The organism is Streptomyces pimonensis (assembly GCF_041380215.1).
Lineage (GTDB): Bacteria > Actinomycetota > Actinomycetes > Streptomycetales > Streptomycetaceae > Streptomyces > Streptomyces pimonensis.
Map to the genome: position 1 here is coordinate 68,052 of NZ_JAHWZY010000016.1, position 18,408 is coordinate 86,459.

General features: G+C 73.9%; 16 protein-coding genes and 3 pseudogenes. 10 read left to right on the forward strand and 9 right to left on the reverse strand.

Going from position 1 to position 18,408, the window contains the following annotated elements; genetic code table 11:
- Positions 1-17: 17 nt before the first annotated feature.
- The 4 genes from KYY02_RS17740 (at position 18) to KYY02_RS17755 (ending at position 4,911) form a co-directional block, all read left to right on the forward strand.
- Positions 18-1,850 (forward strand): ABC transporter ATP-binding protein, encoded by a 1,833-nt coding sequence (locus KYY02_RS17740; RefSeq protein WP_371238945.1) that lies wholly within the window; start codon positions 18-20, stop codon positions 1,848-1,850.
- A complete protein-coding gene (locus KYY02_RS17745; RefSeq protein WP_371238946.1) occupies positions 1,847-3,628 on the forward strand; it encodes an ABC transporter ATP-binding protein in 1,782 nt (593 codons plus the stop codon). Before KYY02_RS17740 ends, KYY02_RS17745 begins: the two co-directional genes overlap by 4 nt.
- 542 nt (positions 3,629-4,170) lie before the next feature.
- Positions 4,171-4,641: a DUF5709 domain-containing protein gene (locus KYY02_RS17750; protein ID WP_371238947.1), complete on the forward strand. Its 471-nt coding sequence runs from the start codon at positions 4,171-4,173 to the stop codon at positions 4,639-4,641.
- Between the two features lie 15 nt (positions 4,642-4,656).
- The gene (locus KYY02_RS17755) at positions 4,657-4,911 is read left to right on the forward strand and encodes a type B 50S ribosomal protein L31 (protein ID WP_371238948.1); all 255 of its coding nucleotides are present in this window, start codon (positions 4,657-4,659) and stop codon (positions 4,909-4,911) included.
- 20 nt (positions 4,912-4,931) lie between these two features.
- Here KYY02_RS17755 and KYY02_RS17760 read toward each other — a convergent pair whose 3' ends face one another.
- Positions 4,932-5,726 carry a metal-dependent hydrolase gene (locus tag KYY02_RS17760; protein WP_371238949.1) on the reverse strand — a complete coding sequence of 265 codons (795 nt, stop codon included), beginning with the start codon at positions 5,724-5,726 and terminating at the stop codon, positions 4,932-4,934.
- Positions 5,727-5,871: 145 nt separating this feature from the next.
- Between KYY02_RS17760 and KYY02_RS17765 the strand changes: the two genes are divergently transcribed.
- Complete coding sequence (locus tag KYY02_RS17765; RefSeq protein ID WP_371238950.1) at positions 5,872-8,385, forward strand: DEAD/DEAH box helicase; 2,514 nt, start codon at positions 5,872-5,874, stop codon at positions 8,383-8,385.
- Positions 8,386-8,404: 19 nt separating this feature from the next.
- The gene (locus tag KYY02_RS17770) at positions 8,405-9,271 is read left to right on the forward strand and encodes an acyl-CoA thioesterase (protein ID WP_371238951.1); all 867 of its coding nucleotides are present in this window, start codon (positions 8,405-8,407) and stop codon (positions 9,269-9,271) included.
- 1 nt (position 9,272) lies between these two features.
- Here the strand turns inward: KYY02_RS17770 and KYY02_RS17775 are convergent, their stop codons facing one another.
- The 4 genes and pseudogenes from KYY02_RS17775 to KYY02_RS17790 form a co-directional block, all read right to left on the reverse strand.
- Positions 9,273-10,193, reverse strand: a complete 921-nt coding sequence (locus tag KYY02_RS17775) for a DUF6397 family protein (RefSeq protein WP_371238952.1) — start codon at positions 10,191-10,193, stop codon at positions 9,273-9,275.
- A gap of 127 nt (positions 10,194-10,320) precedes the next feature.
- A complete protein-coding gene (locus tag KYY02_RS17780; RefSeq protein WP_371239081.1) occupies positions 10,321-10,728 on the reverse strand; it encodes a roadblock/LC7 domain-containing protein in 408 nt (135 codons plus the stop codon).
- Between the two features lie 177 nt (positions 10,729-10,905).
- Positions 10,906-11,446, reverse strand: a pseudogene (locus KYY02_RS17785) (GTP-binding protein); the annotation flags it as partial.
- Between the two features lie 172 nt (positions 11,447-11,618).
- The gene (locus KYY02_RS17790; protein WP_371238953.1) at positions 11,619-11,786 is read right to left on the reverse strand and encodes a hypothetical protein; all 168 of its coding nucleotides are present in this window, start codon (positions 11,784-11,786) and stop codon (positions 11,619-11,621) included.
- Between the two features lie 149 nt (positions 11,787-11,935).
- Here KYY02_RS17790 and KYY02_RS17795 point away from each other — a divergent pair, with 149 nt between their 5' ends.
- Complete coding sequence (locus KYY02_RS17795; RefSeq protein WP_371238954.1) at positions 11,936-12,535, forward strand: class I SAM-dependent methyltransferase; 600 nt, start codon at positions 11,936-11,938, stop codon at positions 12,533-12,535.
- Between the two features lie 36 nt (positions 12,536-12,571).
- Here the strand turns inward: KYY02_RS17795 and KYY02_RS17800 are convergent.
- Positions 12,572-12,800, reverse strand: a pseudogene (locus tag KYY02_RS17800) (oxygenase MpaB family protein); the annotation flags it as partial.
- A gap of 1 nt (position 12,801) precedes the next feature.
- Positions 12,802-12,984: a tail-anchor membrane protein gene (locus KYY02_RS17805; RefSeq protein WP_371238955.1), complete on the reverse strand. Its 183-nt coding sequence runs from the start codon at positions 12,982-12,984 to the stop codon at positions 12,802-12,804.
- Positions 12,985-13,095: 111 nt separating this feature from the next.
- Between KYY02_RS17805 and KYY02_RS17810 the strand changes: the two are divergent.
- Positions 13,096-13,551, forward strand: a pseudogene (locus KYY02_RS17810) (ATP-dependent helicase); the annotation flags it as partial.
- A gap of 190 nt (positions 13,552-13,741) precedes the next feature.
- On the opposite strand, the gene KYY02_RS17820 reads toward KYY02_RS17810, so the two are convergent.
- A complete protein-coding gene (locus KYY02_RS17820) occupies positions 13,742-13,954 on the reverse strand; it encodes a hypothetical protein (protein ID WP_371238956.1) in 213 nt (70 codons plus the stop codon).
- A 174-nt stretch (positions 13,955-14,128) separates the two neighbouring features.
- Entirely contained in the window at positions 14,129-15,295 is a 1,167-nt protein-coding gene (gene xylA / locus KYY02_RS17825; RefSeq protein ID WP_371238957.1) for a xylose isomerase, read from the reverse strand.
- A gap of 113 nt (positions 15,296-15,408) precedes the next feature.
- Here xylA and xylB point away from each other — a divergent pair, with 113 nt between their 5' ends.
- Together xylB and KYY02_RS17835 are read left to right on the forward strand one after the other, a co-directional pair.
- On the forward strand, positions 15,409-16,854 hold the full coding sequence (xylB, locus tag KYY02_RS17830; protein WP_371238958.1) for a xylulokinase: 1,446 nt from the start codon (positions 15,409-15,411) through the stop codon (positions 16,852-16,854).
- 142 nt (positions 16,855-16,996) lie between these two features.
- Positions 16,997-18,205 carry an ROK family protein gene (locus tag KYY02_RS17835; RefSeq protein WP_371238959.1) on the forward strand — a complete coding sequence of 403 codons (1,209 nt, stop codon included), beginning with the start codon at positions 16,997-16,999 and terminating at the stop codon, positions 18,203-18,205.
- Positions 18,206-18,408 lie beyond the last annotated feature (203 nt).

An 18,408-nucleotide genomic window follows, 5' to 3' on the forward strand; every position in this document is an offset into this window, starting at 1 on the left:
CGAGCCACTGGGACGTCATGCAGATCCAAGACCTTCCGTTTCCCGACCCGGGGGTGCCCGACGCGCGCTCGGGTCCCCGATTCCTGTGGTGGCTCTTCCGGAACCAACTGTCCGGGCAGCTCAAGTCGCTGGCCTGGGGCCTGCTGCACTTCGCCTCCGTCGCCTCGCTGCCGTTCTGCGTCGGCGTCGCGGTCCAGGCGGCGGTCGACCGCTCCGGCGGCCGGCTCGCCCTGGCCGGCGGTCTGATGGCGCTGGCCTGTGCGGGCAACGCGATCGGCGACACCTTCCTGCACCGGGCCGCCGTCACCAACTGGATCACCGCGGCGGCCCGCGTCCAGCAGCTGCTGGCCCGCAAGGCGTCGGCGCTGGGCTCCGCGCTGACCCGGCGGGTCGCCGCCGGGGAGGTCGTGGCGGTGTCCACCGGTGACGTCGAGAAGATCGGGTGGTTCGTGGAGGCCCTGTCGCGGTTCACCGCGGCGGCGGTCACCATCGTGCTGGTCTGCGTCGGCCTGATCGTCTACCAGCCGGCGCTGGGGACCGTCGTCGCCGTGGGGCTGCCGGTGCTGGCGATCGCGGTGCTGCCGCTGCTGCCCCGCGCCACCCGGCGGGCGGACGTCCAGCGCGAGAAGGCCGGCCGGGCCACCGAACTCGCCTCGGACACCGTCGCCGGGCTGCGCGTACTGCGCGGCATCGGCGGCGAGGAGCTCTTCCTCGACCGCTACCGCCGTGCCTCCCAGGAAGTCCGCCACGCCGCCGTGCGCAGCGCCAGGATGTGGGCCCTGATCGCCGCGATCCAGGTGCTGCTGCCGGGGGTCCTGCTGATCACGGTGGTCTGGTACGGCGTCCACCTCGCCCGCGAGGGCCGGATCGCCGTCGGCGAACTGGTCACCGTCTACAGCTCGGTCATGGTGCTCACCTACCCGCTGCGGCACGTCGAGGAGATCGCGATGGCGTACTCCTTCTCGCGTCCCTCGGCGAAGCGTGCCGCGCGCGTGCTGTCCCTGGAGCGGGCCACGGACATCACGGGATCGCGCGGCGCCGAGAACCCGTCGGGCGACCTGCACGACCCGGCGACCGGTCTGCTCGCCCCCGCGGGCCGGCTCACCGCCGTGGTGTGCGGGGATCCGGACACGGCGGGACGGCTGGCCGAACGGCTCGGCGGCCACGCCTCCGAGCAGGGCGTCCCGGTGCTGCTCGGCGGGGTGCCGCTCGACGAACTGCCGCTGGACTCCGCCCGCCGGGCCGTCCTCGTGCAGGACAAGGATCCGGTGCTGCTCTCCGGCACCCTGCGCGAGTTGCTCGACGTGCCGGCGTCCGGTGCGGTCGATCCGCGTCACGCGCTGGACGCCGCGCAGTGCGGGGACGTGCTGGCGGCGCTGGTGCAGGGCTCGGTGGACGCCGCGGACCCGATGAACGCGCGGATCACCGAGCGCGGACGGTCCCTGTCCGGTGGACAGCGCCAGCGGCTCGCGCTGGCCCGGTCGCTGGTCACGGACCCCGAGGTGCTCGTCCTGGACGAGCCGACCTCGGCCGTCGACTCGCACACCGAGGCCCGTGTCGCCCAGGGGGTGCGGGAGCTGCGGGCGCGGCGCACCACCGTGGTGTTCACCACGTCCCCGCTGCTGCTGGACCGCGCCGACCGGGTGGTGTTCCTGGAGGGCGGCACCGTCGCGGCCGTCGGCGGCCACCGTGAACTGGTGCGCGCCGAGCCTCGGTACCGGGCCGTGGTGACGCGCGAGACCGAGGACGAGGCCGCACGGGCCGAGGTCCCGGACGAGGACGGCGTCCTGCGCCGGGACGAGGTCCTGCACCGACTGGAACAGCTGGAAGAGATCGAGGAGACAGCATGATCGGCGTGGCGCCACCGGCCTACGACCCGGCGGCCCCGACCACGGCCGCCACGCTGCCCGTGGGTGCGCCCGCGACCGTCCGCGCCTACGTGGGCGAGCTGCTGCGCAGGCACCGCCGGGCCTTCGCGCTGCTGGTCACCGTGAACACGGTCGCCGTGGTCGCCTCGATGGTGGGCCCGTATCTGCTGGGCGGTCTCGTGGAACGGGTCTCGGACCGGGAGCGGGAGCTGCACCTGGGGCTCACGGTCGCGCTGTTCGTGCTCGCGCTGGCCGCCCAGGCGGTGTTCGTCCGGCAGGTACGGCTGCGCGGGGCGATGCTCGGCGAGCGGATGCTGGCCGATCTGCGCGAGGACTTCCTGGTGCGGTCGGTCGGGCTGCCGCCGGGTGTGCTGGAGCGGGCGGGAACGGGAGATCTGCTGTCGAGGATCACGACCGACATCGACCGGCTCGGCAACGCGATGCGCGAGGCCGTGCCCCAGCTGGCCATCGGCGTGGTGTGGGCGGTGTTGCTACTGGGCGGACTGGTCGTCACGGCGCCCGAGCTGGCTCCGGCCGTGCTGGTCGCCGTGCCGCTGCTGGTGGTCGTCTGCCGCTGGTACTTCCGGCGGGCGCCGGCCGGCTACCGCTCGGAGGCCGCCGGTTACGCCGCCGTGGCCGCCGCACTCGCCGAGACCGTGGACGCGGGGCGGACCGTGGAGGCGCACCGGCTCGGCGAGCGTCGCGTGGCCCTGTCCGACCAGCGGATCGGGGAGTGGACGGCCTGGGAGCGCTACACGCTCTGGCTGCGGTCGGTGCTCGTCCCCGTCATCAACATCACCCATGTGACCGTGCTCGGTTCGGTGCTGATGATCGGCGGGGTGTTCGTCCTGCAGGGCTGGATCGGTGTCGGCCAGCTGACCACGGCCGCGCTGATCGCGCAGATGCTCGTCGACCCGGTGGGACTGATCCTGCGCTGGTACGACGAGCTGCAGGTGGCGCAGGTGTCGCTGGCCCGGCTGGTCGGGGTCCGGGACATCGAGCCCGACGCCGGTGACGCCGGGATCGCCCCCGAGGGGCGCCGAGTGCACGCGGACCAGGTGCACTTCGGCTACCGGGAGGGCGTCGACGTGCTGCGCAAGGTGTCCCTCGAGGTCGCCCCGGGGACCCGGCTGGCACTGGTCGGTCCCTCGGGCGCGGGCAAGTCCACCCTGGGCCGGCTGCTCGCCGGGATCTACGCGCCCCGGGGCGGGCGGGTCACCCTGGGCGACGCCGAGCTGTCGCGGATGACCGCGGAACGGGTCCGGGAGCATGTGGCCCTGGTCAACCAGGAGCATCACGTCTTCGTGGGTTCCCTGCGCGACAATCTGCGGCTCGCCAGGACGAACGCGGAGGACGCCGAGCTGTGGGCGGCGCTCGGGGCGGTCGACGCGGACGGCTGGGCCCGTGCGCTGGACGAGGGCCTGGGCACCGAGGTCGGCTCCGGCGGGTTCGCGCTCACCCCGGCCCAGGCCCAGCAGATCGCGCTGGCCCGGCTGGTGCTGGCCGACCCGCACACGCTGGTCCTGGACGAGGCGACCTCGCTGCTCGACCCGCGTGCGGCACGGCACCTGGAACGCTCCCTGGCCCGTGTTCTGGACGGCAGGACCGTCGTCGCCATCGCCCACCGCCTGCACACCGCCCATGACGCGGACGTCATCGCCGTCGTGGAGGACGGCCGCATCAGCGAACTGGGCAGCCACGACGACCTGGTCGCGGCGGACGGGGCGTACGCGGCACTGTGGCGCTCCTGGCACGGCTGAGCCCGCGCCACACCGGCGGGCCGGCTTCCCGAAGGGCTGCGCGCGTGACGTCCCGGAGCCGGCCGTCGACCACGACGAGCCCGCGGCGTTCCGGCCCGGTGACGGCGTCACGCCGCTCCGGGGGCCCGGGCCGGGATCCCGTCGAGCGGGCCGGTCGGGCGGCCGCGGGCCGTGCCGGCGCCCGGGTCCGCGCGTCCCTGCCCCGGCGCGGCCGGAACGCGCTCCGGAGCGGTGCCGCCGCCCGGGAACGGCTCCCGGCCCGGGCCCGAGCGGGCGGGCCCGGGCCGGAAAGGTCCCTGGTCGGGTCCGTGCCGGGTCGACGGCGAGGATGCCGACCCGGCTGTGGGAGGGCCCGGAGGGCGTCGGGCGCGGGGTGTGCCGTTGCGCGGTGAGGAGCTCCGGTGGAAGGCTGGAGTCAGGCACCGGTTCGGGGAGCACCCGGGAGCCCGGCGGCCCGGGCAGCGGAGGCGCCAGTGCCTCGTACCGGCGGCCCGGCGCGGGCCGCGGCGGGGACGGGCCCGCCCCACCCTCTGGAGGTACCCGTGAACAGCGCCGACGGTTGGGGAGACGACGTCTACCAGCCCGACTCTTCCGAGATCCAGGACGACTCCGGGCTGCTCGACGTCGAGGACACCCTGGAGAACGACGGCGTCGAGAACCTCCTCGACCGGGGCTGGTCCCCTCCCGAGCGGCCCTGGGCCGTGGAGCACCACGGGGTGACCGCGGCGGAGCGCCGTGAGGGCGAGACACTCGACCAGCGGCTCGCCGAGGAGCAGCCGGATCTCGCCGCCCCCGACGGCGACGGCCTGGGTGATTCCCAGGACACGGACGGGGAACTCCTGGACGACGAGGTGGGCGCCGCGCGCTCCGGCCGGCTCGTGGCCCCCGACGAAGGGGCGCACGAGGACGAGGAGGAGGCCCTGGTCGCCATGGACGTCGGCATCGACGGCGCGGCCGCCTCCGCCGAGGAGGCCGCGATGCACGTCGTCGACGAGGACAACCTGCCGGGCTGACCCCGAGGAGCACTCATGCAGCAGGACAAGCACCCCGACTACCACCCGGTCGTCTTCCGCGACCGTGCCGCCGGATACGCCTTCCTCACCCGGTCCACCGCGACCAGCGACCGGACCATCGAGTGGGACGACGGCGAGACCTACCCGGTGGTGGAGGTGGAGATCTCCTCGGAGAGCCACCCGTTCTACACGGGCAGGGCCCGGACCGTGGACACGGAGGGCCGCGTCGCCCGCTTCGAGCGCCGGTACGGCGGTGGGGGTTCCGGCTGAGTCCGGGACGGGAGCGTCCCTCAGATCACGTTGAGCGCCGCCGCGCAGCCCACTCCGCCCAGCAGCATGAACATGGGCATCAGCACCTTCAGCTCCACCCAGCTGCCCGCCCGGAACCGCATCGCCTTCGGCGGACCGATCGGGTACCAGCGCTTGCGCCCCACCGGTATCGGCCACAGGATCGGGCAGCCGGAGACGGTCAGCGCGTCCCCGATGTCGTGCACCAGCGCGCCCAGCACGATCGGCAGCCCCAGCCACAGGTACTCCTGGCCGGGCGCGGTGAACAGCCAGTCCGATCCCATGCCCGGCTGGTCCAGAACGTCCGCGATGATCCAGGCACTGGTCGCCGCCAGCAGCCACACCAGGACGTCGCTGCTGGATCCTCGCGTCGCCCGCCACAGCAGGCCCTCGATGGCCAGCACCATGTGCACGAAGAGGATCGCCAGCACCGCCCAGCGACCGCCCGTGACCGCCAGGGCCGCGGCGCCGGCACCGGTCAGGACCGCCCACAACCAGGTGTGGGTGAGCGTGCGGTGCCCGCCGGAGCGGCGTGGGTCGCCTTGCTTCTTGGTGGCCTTGTAGACGGCGTAGGACAGCTTGTCGACGATCTCGCACAGCCGGCGGGACACGGGGCCGAAGGCCCGCGAGATGGTGGCCGCCTTGTGGTCCAGGTCCGGGGCGAGGGCGGCGCCGGCGCAGACCAGGGCGCCTGCCAGGAGGACCGGCCAGGGCATGGGGTGTCCTGCCGCGGCCGTCGCCGCGCCGACCCCGAGCCAGGCCGCGGCGCCCGACAGTGAGTGTGCTGGTCCCATCATCGCCGCTGCCCGCCCCATTCCTCGTTCGCCGCTGTCCGGTCGACCGGGCGCGTTGGCGCTCCGCCGACGACACAGCGTAGCGTTCGCGATCTTGGCGCCCGCAGCCGATTCCCCCATCGGGCGGGCGGGCAGGCAAGATGGGGGCGTGACCCTCATCGATCAGCTGCCGCCGACCGCCGACCCCGACGCCCTCTACGAAGCCTTCGAGTCGTGGACCCGGGAACGCGGTCTCACCCTCTATCCCCACCAGGAGGAGGCGCTGATCGAGGTGGTCTCCGGGGCGAACGTGGTCGTGTCGACGCCCACGGGTTCCGGCAAGAGCATGATTGCGGCGGCTGCCCACTTCGCCGCCCTGGCGCGCGACGAGGTCACCTTCTACACGGCGCCCATCAAGGCGCTGGTGTCCGAGAAGTTCTTCGAGCTGTGCAAGATCTTCGGCACGGAGAACGTCGGCATGCTCACCGGCGACGCGTCCGTCAACGCCGACGCCCCGGTCATCTGCTGCACCGCCGAGGTGCTGGCGTCGATCGCGCTGCGCGACGGCAAGGACGCCGACGTGGGCCAGGTCGTGATGGACGAGTTCCACTTCTACGCGGAAGGGGACCGCGGCTGGGCCTGGCAGATTCCGCTCCTGGAGCTGCCGCAGGCGCAGTTCGTGCTGATGTCGGCGACGCTCGGCGACGTCTCCTTCTTCGAGAAGGACCTCACCCGCCGTACCGGCCGTCCCACCGCCGTGGTCCGCTCCGCGACCCGGCCCGTGCCGCTGTCCTACGAGTACCGGTACACGCCGCTCACCGAGACGCTCACCGATCTGCTCGAGGCCCGGCAGGCGCCGGTCTACATCGTGCACTTCACGCAGGCGCAGGCGGTGGAGCGGGCGCAGGCGCTGATGAGCATCAACATGTGCACGCGTGAGGAGAAGGACCGGATCGCCGAGCTGATCGGCAACTTCCGCTTCACCACCAAGTTCGGCCGCAATCTGTCCCGCTACGTCCGGCACGGCATCGGCGTGCACCACGCCGGCATGCTGCCCAAGTACCGGCGGCTGGTGGAGAAACTCGCGCAGGCCGGTCTGCTGAAGGTCATCTGCGGCACCGACACGCTCGGGGTGGGTGTCAACGTCCCCATCCGCACGGTGCTGTTCACGGCCCTGACCAAGTACGACGGCAGCCGCGTGCGCACGCTGCGGGCCCGTGAGTTCCACCAGATCGCGGGCCGTGCCGGCCGCGCCGGCTTCGACACCGAGGGCTTCGTGGTGGCCCAGGCCCCCGAGCACGTCATCGAGAACGAGAAGGCGCTGGCCAAGGCCGGAGACGACCCGAAGAAGCGCCGCAAGGTCGTGCGCAAGAAGGCGCCCGAGGGTTTCGTCGCCTGGAGCGAGCAGACCTTCGAGAAACTCATCGCCTCCGAGCCGGAGCCGCTGACCTCCCGCTTCCGGGTCACGCACACCATGCTGTTGTCGGTGATCGCCCGGCCCGGCAACGCCTTCGAGGCCATGCGACGACTGCTGGAGGACAACCACGAGCCGCGCAAGCAGCAGTTGCGGCACATCCGGCGGGCGATCGCCATCTACCGGTCGCTGCTGGACGGCGGCATCGTCGAGAAGCTCGACCGGCCGGACGCCGAGGGCCGGATCGTCCGCCTCACCGTGGACCTGCAGCAGGACTTCGCACTGAACCAGCCACTGTCCACGTTCGCGCTCGCCGCGTTCGAGCTGCTGGACCCCGAGTCGCCGTCGTACGCGCTGGACATGGTGTCCGTCGTGGAGTCCACGCTGGACGATCCGCGCCAGATCCTCGCCGCCCAGCAGAACAAGGCGCGCGGCGAGGCGGTCGCCGCGATGAAGGCCGACGGCGTGGAGTACGAGGAGCGCATGGAGCGGCTCCAGGACATCACCTACCCGAAGCCGCTGGAGGAGCTGCTCTTCCACGCCTACGACACCTACCGCAGGAGCCACCCCTGGGTCGGTGACCATCCGCTGTCGCCGAAGTCCGTGATCCGGGACATGTACGAGCGGGCGCTGTCGTTCACCGAGCTGGTGTCCCACTACGAGCTGGCCCGCACCGAGGGCATCGTGCTGCGCTACCTCGCGAGCGCCTACAAGGCGCTGGAGCACACCGTCCCGGACGACCTGAAGTCGGAGGACCTGGAGGACCTGATCGCCTGGCTGGGCGAGACGGTGCGCCAGGTCGACTCCAGCCTGCTGGACGAGTGGGAGCAGCTGGCCAACCCGGAGGAGATGACCGCCGAGGAGGCGCAGGAGAGGGCCGACCAGGTCAAGCCGGTCACCGCCAACGCGCGTGCCTTCCGCGTCCTGGTCCGCAACGCCATGTTCCGCCGGGTCGAGCTCGCCGCCCTCGATCAGGTGGGGGAACTGGGCGAGCTGGACGCCGAGGGCGGCTGGGACGCGGACGCCTGGGGCGAGGCGATGGACAAGTACTGGGACGAGTACGAGGAGCTCGGCACCGGCCCCGACGCCCGCGGGCCGAAGCTGCTGCTGATCGAGGAGGAGCCGCAGAACGGGCTGTGGCGGGTCCGGCAGATCTTCGACGACCCCAGCGGCGACCACGACTGGGGCATCAGCGCCGAGGTCGACCTCACCGCCTCCGACGCGGAGGGCCGTGCGGTCGTCCGCGTCACCGATGTCGGCCAGCTGTGAGTACAGGAGAGACCCACCCATGACGAATCCGGCAGAGAGCCTCGTCGCCCTGCTCGACCTGGAGCAGATCGAGGTCGACATATTCCGTGGCCGCAGCCCGCAGGAGTCCCTCCAGCGGGTCTTCGGCGGCCAGGTGGCCGGCCAGGCCCTGGTCGCCGCCGGCCGCACCACGGAGGGCGACCGTCCCGTGCACTCCCTGCACGCGTACTTCCTTCGCCCGGGCCGCCCCGGGGTGCCGATCGTGTACCAGGTCGAGCGGGTGCGCGACGGCCGGTCGTTCACGACCCGCCGGGTCACCGCGGTGCAGCAGGGACGCACGATCTTCAATCTGACCGCCTCCTTCCACAAGCCTGAACAGGGAAGCTTCGAACACCAGCTGCCGCCGGCCCGTCAGGTTCCGCACCCCGAGTCGCTGCCGACGGTGTCGGACGAGATCCGTGAGCATCTGGGCGCGCTGCCCGAGCAGTTGGAGCGGATGGCGCGCCGTCAGCCCTTCGACATCCGCTACGTGGACCGGCTGCGCTGGGACGCCGACGCCGTCAAGGACTCCGAGCCGCGCAGCGCGGTGTGGATGCGCGCGGTCGGCCCGCTCGGGGACGACCCGCTGGTGCACACCTGTGCCCTGACGTACGCCAGTGACATGACCCTCCTGGACGCCGTGCGGATCCCGGTGGAGCCGCTGTGGGGGCCGCGGGGCTTCGACATGGCGTCGCTGGACCACGCCATGTGGTTCCACCGTCCGTTCCGCGCCGACGAGTGGTTCCTGTACGACCAGGAGTCGCCGATCGCCACGGGCGGGCGGGGCCTGGCCCGCGGCCGGATCTACGACCTGGAGGGCCGGATGCTGGTGTCCGTCGTCCAGGAAGGACTGTTCCGGGCGCTGTAGGTCACCGGTTTCCGCGCCACCACCGGGTCGGCAGGCCGCGGGGCGTCTCGCGGCCCGGTTCGGCGGCTTCCCGCTTCCGCCGGCCCGGTCCGGGGCTGCGAGGAGCGGGACGGGGCGCCGGCCGGTGTGCCCGCGCCTCCTCCGTCAGCCTGGTCAAGTCGGCCTGCAGCCGGGCGACCTCGTCCGCTTCCTGAGCGGTCATGAGCTCTTCCGCCAGGTTCGCGGCCGGTGAGCCGGGCGCGCCGTGGGACGGTGGCGGCCTGCGGAACCGGTTGAGGTGGAAGCGGTCGTAGGGGTCCGGGACGGCCTCTGACACGTGCAGCGGGTCGAGCAGCGACGCCACGGCCCCGGCACGCGCCCAGGGGTCGCCGGCCCGGCGGAGCAGGAAGCCCAGCTGCCGGGTGCGCCAGTTCCGCGGGCGCAGGTCGACGCCGGTGTCGAGCTGGCTTCCGAAGCTCTCGGGCGTACGCCCCGTCAGCAGGGGCGTGTTCCTGTCGTCGGCCCCGAAAAGCCGTAGCTCCTCGGCCGGATAGAGCCAGACCACGGCACGGCGGCGGTTCAGGCGGAACTTCACGGGCGCCAGCAGTCCCAGCCTCGCGAGGCCGGTGAAACGGGTCTTCGACACGTCGATGAGGGCTGCGCCCTCCGTGGTGTCCACCGCCTGCACACTCCGGCGCAGGGTCTCCGGGAACCCCGGCCCGGCGCGGAGCCGCTCGATCTCGGCCCGGGCCACCCGTCGGCCCCCTCTGTCGCCGCCGGGGAGCGTACGGATCCGCCCGAGCTGCACGGCGAGGTCGAACTCGGTTTCCTTGAGGCCGAGTTCGCGGGCCGCTCGGCCCGGACCGACCCAGGCGTCCCGGGCCGCCACGGACCGCCCGGCAGTGGCGGTGATGTCGTGCGCGACGGTGTGCTGTCCGGGCATGTTCGTCCTCCCCCGTGGAGTGTGGGCGGTCGGCGCCGGGTGCGCCAGCCCGGAAGAACCGTATCCGCTCCGTCACTCTCCGTGGCAAGCCTGTGGATAACTCCACGCCGAAGGACGAACCCGCAGGTCAGATTTGTGTGTCGGGTCCCGGCTGGCGGGCGTCCACGCCCAGGTGCTCGCCGACCCGGTTGACCAGCAAGGTCATCTCGTACGCGATCTGGCCGATGTCGGCCTCCGCCCCGCTGAGTACGCACAGGCAACTGCCGGCGCCCGCCGCGGTGACGAAGAGCACCGCGTCGTCGAACTCGATCATCGTCTGGCGCACCCCGCCCGCGCCGAAGTGCCGTCCCGAGCCCTTGGCAAGGCTGTGCAGTCCGGACGAGACGGCGGCCAGGTGCTCCGCGTCCTCGCGCCGCAGCCCCGTGCTCGCACCCGTCACCAACCCGTCGTTGGACAGGACCAGCGCGTGCCGTACGTGTTCGACTCGCTGGGTCAGGTCGTCCAGCAGCCAGTCGAGTCCCTGGTTCTGCGCCATGTCGTGTGTCTCCCCCTGGTCTTCCCCGTGGTCTGCCCCGTGTGCCGTTCCCTCCTGGCGGGAGGGCTCCGGCGCCAGCCTTCCCCACGACCGGGCGCCGGGCAAGGAGGAGGTCGGGGCCAAGGGGCGGAAGATGACCGGGGAACAGTGGCGCGAGCCCGGATCCCGCGGGCATTCCACCGAGTCGGGCAGCCGGGCGGGGTGTACGCGTCCGGTGTACTCGACGAGCCGGATCAGCACCTCCCTCCCCGGGGCGCGTGCGCCGCGCGACCACGACGGGCGTTCCGGCGTCCAGGTCGAGCGCGTGGCAGACGTCTTCCGTGCCGTGGCTCCGGGCCCCACGAAGCGGTTGACGGCGACGGCGGACGGATCCGCCGGTGCTCGAAGCAGTCCACCGCGAGGAAGCAGTCCTCCAGGCGCCTGGTGTCCGCGAGGACCACCGCGCCCGGGGCGTCCTGCTCCGGCTCGTCCCACAGGAACCGAAGGCGGTACTGGCCCGGGGCGCCGAAGAGGCACGGGGAGGGTCCCGAGCGGATGGTGATGCGCCCGAAGTCCACGGCGACGGTCGTGGTGCCCCTCCGGCCCACGCCGCCGGTGTCGTCCACCGGCCGGCCTGCTTCGCCGAGCAGTCCCCCGGTACGCAGCAGCCGGATCTCGCTGACCGCGCCACCAGGACGGCCCCGCCCCCGCCGAGCCCGTCGGCGACCGGTGTCTTCAGCGCCGGTGCGGCCGTCTCGTAGCCGGTGCGGCCGTCTCGTAGCCGGGGGCGTCGAAAGTGTTCGGGGGCCGTCGGCCGCTCTCCTCCGGAGCGCCGGCCGCGGTCGGCGGGGACACGGTGTGCCGCGGACCCGGGAGGCGTCGCCGCGCGGTGTCCCGGCCGTGGCGCGGTGTCACCCACGAGCCCTCAGCTCCTGGATCACCTCGCGGAGGAGGCGCTCACGGGAGCGGAGGCCGGTGGCGGCGAGCGCGCGGACGGTCCGGCGCGGTCCGGCGCCGGCCATCGTGTACGACAGCACGAGGATGCGCCGTCCTGGCGCGGCGTGGTCCAGGGGCCCCATGGCCCGGGACGCCAGAGGGTGCGGACGCGCGAAGGGAACGCGTTTCGGAAACGGCTGGAACATGACGCGGCGGCGCACCGGGACGACCGCGTCACGCTCGAGCGTGCGCGCAAGGACATCGCCCGTCCCGGTGGGGGATCATGCGGAGTATGAGCGACGACCACACCCACGTCCAGGAGTTCTTCACCGCGCGTGCCGCCGACTGGGACCGCCGCTTCCCCGACGACGGTCCGGCCTACGCCGCCGCGGTCGCCGGACTCGGTCTGCGCGAGGGGGACCGGGTGCTCGACGCGGGCTGCGGCACCGGGCGCGCCCTGCCTCCGCTGCGTGCGGCCGTGGGCCCCTCGGGCGTGGTCCTCGGCGCGGACCTGACGCCGGCCATGCTGCGGGAGGCGGCACGGGCCGGACGGGACCGCGACGGGGCGCTGCTGCTGACCGACGTCGCCGCGCTGCCGCTGCGCCCGTCCGCGCTGGACGCCGTGTTCGCGGCGGGTCTGATCGCCCATCTGCCCGACCCGGCCGACAGCCTCCGGGAGATCGCGCGGGTGGTACGGCCGGGTGGCGTGCTCGCGCTGTTCCATCCGATCGGCCGGGCGGCGCTCGCCGCCCGGCAGGGTCGTACGCTCACCCCGGACGATCTCCGCGCGGAGCACAACCTCCGCGCGCTGCTGTCCCGTTCGGGGTGGCGCATGACGTCGTACGCCGACGAGGACACGCGCTTCCTGACGCTGGCCGTCCGCACGGCCTGAGCGCCCGGCCGCGCGCCCGGCCGCATGGCCGGGCACTCAGGCCGGATGCCGCACCGGGCGACCCCGCAGCCCCGGAACGGGTTCGGTGCCCGGGTCGGCCGACCGGTAGCCGTTCGAGGAGCTCTTGGTCTCCCGGTTCCGCCGGGCGAAGTACGGGGCGCGCCGCGGCGGCAGCAGTCGGACTGCACGGCCCCGCAGCCGCACCGCGGCGGACCCACGTGCGGGTGGCCGCGCTCGACGGGGAGTGGCGGAAGGCGCGCAGAAGGTCAGCGGCCCAGCTCCTTGTGCGAGACGCGGCGCAGCCTGCGCCGCTGTGCGGGGTCCAGGGCGAGGTACGCGGCGGCCGGGACTCCCAGCACGATCAGGAGCGCGGCCCACCAGGGCAGCCAGATGAGCAGGATCAGTCCGGCCGCCGCACCCCCCGCGGCGATCTTGGCGTTCTTCGACATGAGTGTCGCCTCCTTCGCGGCCGCTGCCGCTCTCTGCCGTGAGAACGGGCCCGCGCCCTCGGCGGTTCCGGACCACGACCCCGAGACGTCCCTGAGGTGCATCCCTAGGGTCTCCGAGAACCCGTGGCGGGCCTCCCGCCCGGAAGGCCACGACGCGCGGACGGCACCGTGCCGTCGCGATCGCCCGAGCCCGAACGGCTGCTGCGCGCCTTCCTCGACGCGGTCGCCGGCGCCCTCCCCCGCTCCCCCGCCGCCCACCTCGTGACCGGCACCGCCGCCTTCGCGGCACCGGGGCCGCAGCGGCTGCCCGGGCTGCGGGCCCGGGCAGCCGACGTCGCCGCAGGCCACGGCGCCGGCGTACGGCTGTCCCCGCAAATCGAGGTGCGCGGGCTCACGGACCCGGCCGACATCGCGGACGTGTCGTTGCGGGCCGTCCTCCAGATGCACGGCGCGGGCGACCCCGCGCTCCTCGCGGACGCCGGCGAGGTGTGGGCCGGGCCCTTCGGCCCGGCCTTCGGCTCCCGCGCGCGGATGGACGCCCTGCTCGCGCTCCGCCGCGCGGTGCGGGGGCGGCGGGGACCGGACTGGACCTCACCCGCGCGGAGCACGTCGTGCACTACGACCGCTGGTGGAACCCCGCCGTCGAGACCCCGGCGGTCGCACCGTGAGGAACACGGCCACCGGGGCCCGGCGGGGACGGACGCGGTACCGGCCTCGGAGGAGGTCCTTTCGGGGGGCCGGGCTCGGCGCCGTGCCGTCAGGGCGGTTCCTCGTCGTCCAGGGACGGCGGGAGCGGCTCCGGACCGCTCGGCAGACCGCTGGGCAGCTCGGAGGGGATGCCCGGCGGCGGGCCGGACGGGCCGCCGGTCCCCGTGCTGCCGCCCGGCGCCTTGTCCGGCGCGTCGTCGCCCGTGCCCACCAGGACGACGAGAGACACGGCCGCGACGGCGGCGGCGAGCAGGAGGAGCACGACCCCGTGTCCGCCGGGCGGCCGGTGCGGTGGCGCGCCGCCGCGTGCGTGGGCCCGCGCGGTCGCCGCGCCTCGGGACGCCCGCGCATACGCACCCGGTCGGTCACGACCGGGTGCGAACCGCGCCGAGGGCGCGGCCGTCCCCCCGGGCGTGCGCGAGGGCGCGGCCGGGTCTCAGCCCCGGGCGCCCAGCAGGTGGTCCATGGCCAGCTGGTCCAGGCGCTCGAAGGCCATGCCCCGCGCGGCGGCCCCGTCGACGTCGAAGTCCTCGAAGGCGGAGCGGTCGTCGAGCAGGGCCTGCAGGCCGTCGGCCGCCGTGGGCCGGGCCAGCTGGTCCAGCCGGGCCGCGCGCAGCGCCTCCTGCACCTCCGGGTCCGAGCGGAACGCGGCCGCACGCTCCTTGAGGATCAGGTAGTTGCGCATGCAACCGGCCGCCGAGGCCCACACGCCGTCGAAGTCCTCGGTCCGCGGCGGCTTGAAGTCGAAGTGCCGCGGGCCCTCGTACCCGGCCGACTCCAGCAGGTCCACCAGCCAGAACGCGGCCCGCAGGTCGCCCGCGCCGAAGCGGAGGTCCTGGTCGTACTTGATGCCGGACTGGCCGTTGAGGTCGATGTGGAAGAGCTTGCCCGCCCACAGCGCCTGCGCGATGCCGTGCGGGAAGTTCAGCCCGGCCATCTGCTCGTGGCCGACCTCCGGGTTGACGCCGTACAGCTCCGGGCGCTCCAGGCGCTCGATGAACGCCAGGGCGTGGCCGATGGTGGGCAGCAGGATGTCGCCGCGCGGCTCGTTCGGCTTGGGCTCGATGGCGAAGCGGATGTCGTAGCCCTGGGCGGTGACGTACTCGCCGAGCAGGTCGAAGGCCTCCTTCATGCGGTCGAGGGCGTCCCGCACGTCCTTGGCGCCACCGGACTCGGCGCCCTCACGACCGCCCCAGGCCACGTAGGTCTGCGCGCCGAGCTCGACCGCGAGGTCGATGTTGCGGATGGTCTTGCGCAGCGCGTAGCGGCGCACGTCGCGGTCGTTCGCGGTGAACCCGCCGTCCTTGAACACCGGGTGGGTGAACAGGTTGGTGGTGGCCATCGGCACCTTCATGCCGGTGTCGTCCAGCGCCTGCCGGAACCGCTTGATGTGCTCCTCGCGCTCGCTGTCGCTCGAACCGAAGGGGATGAGGTCGTCGTCGTGGAACGTGACGCCGTGGGCTCCCAGCTCGGCCAGGCGCCGCACCGACTCGGCCGGGTCGAGGGCCCGTCGCGTGGCGTCGCCGAAGGGGTCCCGTCCCTGCCAGCCGACGGTCCACAGTCCGAAGGTGAACCTGTCCTCGGGGGTGGGCTGGTAGTTCATGCCGCGGCTCCTTGCTCGCTGGGGCTATTTCGTCATGGCGGTTTACAAATTAGTATGCAGGAACATTTCTGGGAAGAGACACACCCCGCCGGGTGCGGAAGAGGGAGAGACCGATGTCAGCAGCCGAGGGTCCGCTCGTCGTCGGCGTGGACACATCCACCCAGTCCACCAAGGCGCTGGTCGTCGACGTGGCCACCGGCCGGGTCGTCGCGAGCGGCCAGGCCCCGCACACGGTGACCTCGGGGGCCGGCCGGGAGAGCGATCCGCGCCAGTGGTGGGACGCCCTGTCCGAGGCGCTGCGCCAGTGCGGCGAGGCGGCGCACGAGGCCGCAGCGGTGTCGATCGGCGGGCAGCAGCACGGCCTGGTCACCCTGGACGGGCACGGCGAGCCGGTCCGCCCCGCGCTGCTGTGGAACGACGTGCGTTCCGCCCCGCAGGGCCGACGGCTGATCGAGGAGCTGGGCGGCGCGAAGTTCTGGGCCGAGCGCACCGGGAGCGTGCCGGCCGCCTCCTTCACGGTCACCAAGTGGGCCTGGCTGGCGGAGCACGAGCCGGACGCGGTGCGCGCCACCAAGGCGGTCCGTCTCCCCCACGACTACCTCACCGAGCGGCTCACCGGGCAGGGCACGACCGACCGCGGCGACGCGTCCGGCACCGGATGGTGGGCTTCGGGGACGGAGGCGTACGACGAGGAGATCCTCGCGCACGTGGGGCTCGACCCGGCGCTGCTGCCGCGCGTGGTGCGTCCCGGGGAGGTCGCCGGGACCGTGCGCGACAGCCACGACCTGCCGTTCTCCAGGGGAACCCTGGTGGCGTGCGGCACCGGTGACAACGCCGCCGCCGCGCTGGGCCTCGGGGTGCGTCCCGGCACGCCGGTGATGAGCCTCGGCACCTCGGGCACCGTGTACGCAGTGACGCAGCGCAGGCCGGCCGATCCGACCGGCACGGTGGCGGGGTTCGCCGACGCGCGCGGCGACTGGCTGCCGCTGGCCTGCACGCTCAACTGCACGTTGGCCGTGGACCGGGTCGCGGCGCTGCTGAACCTGGACCGCGAGGCCGTCGAACCCGGGCACGGTGTCACGCTGCTGCCCTTCCTGGACGGCGAGCGCACCCCGAACCTCCCCCACTCCTCCGGCCTGCTGCACGGGCTGCGCCACGACACCACCGGCGGACAGCTGCTCCAGGCCGCCTACGACGGTGCCGTGTACTCCCTGCTGGCCGCGCTCGACCTCGTCCTCGACGAGGACGCCGACCCGTCGGCGCCCCTGCTGCTGATCGGCGGTGGCGCCCGGGGCGCCGCCTGGCAGCAGACCGTGCGGCGACTGTCGGGACGGTCGGTGCAGGTGCCCCTGGCCAGGGAACTGGTCGCGCTCGGTGCGGCGGCGCAGGCCGCCGGGCTGCTCACCGGGGAGGACCCGGCCGCGGTCGCCCGGCGCTGGGACACGGCGGCGGGCCCGGTGCTGGAGGCCGTGGAGCGGGACGAGGAGACGCTGACCAGGCTGGCCGGGGTACTCTCCGACGCGGCCCCGCTGCTGAACCGCGGCACGACCGTCGGCTGACGGCACCCGCCGGCACGGCGCCGACCGGCGGGCACGGACCGGTGGAGACAGGACGGCAGGCACGGACCCGCCGGCACCGACGGGCCGGCCGTAGCGGTCGTCGGTGCACCGACGACCGCGGAGACCGAGGAACGACGGAGGAATGAGCGCACCGCTGCACAAGGCCCGCCCGGCCGGTCCGGGGCGCGCGTTGCCCGACACCCAGCAGGGCATGCGCCGCCGCAACCTCTCGCGGGTGATGCACACCGTCAGCGCCGAGGGGCCGCTGTCCCGGGCCGCCGTCGCCTCCCGCATTGGTTTGACCCGCGCGGCGGTGTCCACACTGGTCGACGAACTCATCCGCTCGGGTCTGCTGGAGGAGCTGGGACCCGAGCGGCCCGGACGCGTGGGCCGTCCCGGCTCGGCGCTCGCCGTCAGCGGGCGCGGTCCCGCGGGGATCGGCGCCGAGATCGGCGTCGACCACCTCGCGGTCTGCGCGGTCGACCTGCGCGGACGGGTCCGGTCGCGGGCGGTGCGGCACGTCCCGAACCGGGGCCGCTCCCCGGGGCCGGTCCTCGGGGAGCTCACCGAGCTGACGGAGCGGGTAACCGCCGAGATGGAGGCCGAGGGCCTGTGGCCGGCGGGGCTCGCCGTGGCCGTACCGGGTCTGGTGGCGCGCGACGCACGGACCGTCGTGCGCGCCCCGAACCTCGGCTGGCTCGACACGGACCTCGGCGACCTGCTCCCGGCGGGCCTGCCGCTCACCGTGGCCAACGAGGCCAACTTCGGCGCGCTGGCCGAACTGTGGCTCGGCGAGGACACCCCGCGCGACTTCCTCCACGTGTCCGCCGAGATCGGCATCGGCGCCGCGGTCGTCGTGGACGGACGGCTGCTGCACGGAAACCGCGGCTTCGCGGGCGAGTTGGGCCATGTACCGGTACGGCCGGACGGACCGGAGTGCGCCTGCGGCGGACGGGGCTGCCTGGAGCAGTACGCCGGTGAGGAGGCGGTGCTGCGCGCGGCCGGACTGGAGCCGGGCGAGGGTCGTGTCGGCCTCCTCGCGGGCCGCGCCGAGCAGGGCGACACGGACGTACGACGCGCCCTGCAGGACGCGGGGACGGCGCTCGGGATCGCCCTGACCGGGGCGGTCAATCTGCTGGACCCCGAGAGCGTGGTACTGGGCGGAGCCCTGTCCGGGCTCGCGCCCTGGCTGCTGCCGTCGCTCCGCTCCGAACTGGCCCGCCGTACCGCGGGACCGGCCTGTCCCGTCTCCGTCTCCCCGCTGGGCCCCGAGGGCCCGCTGCTGGGCGCGGCGCACTCGGTGGTGCGGGGAGTCCTGGACGACCCGGCGGCGGTGGCCGAACGGGCCTGACGCGCGGCCCCGGAGCACGCGGACCGCCCGCGCGGCTTTCCTCGAGTCCCGCGCGACCGGCCACGAACCGCGTCCGGCGGCCGCGGTCCCCCTCCCGCACGGCGTCGCGCGGATCGAGGGCGGCGTCACCGCCGCTCGGCTCCCGGCCGTCCCGGTCGCGCCCGAGGACGGCAACGCGGTGCCGGTTCACGAGCCCATCGGCC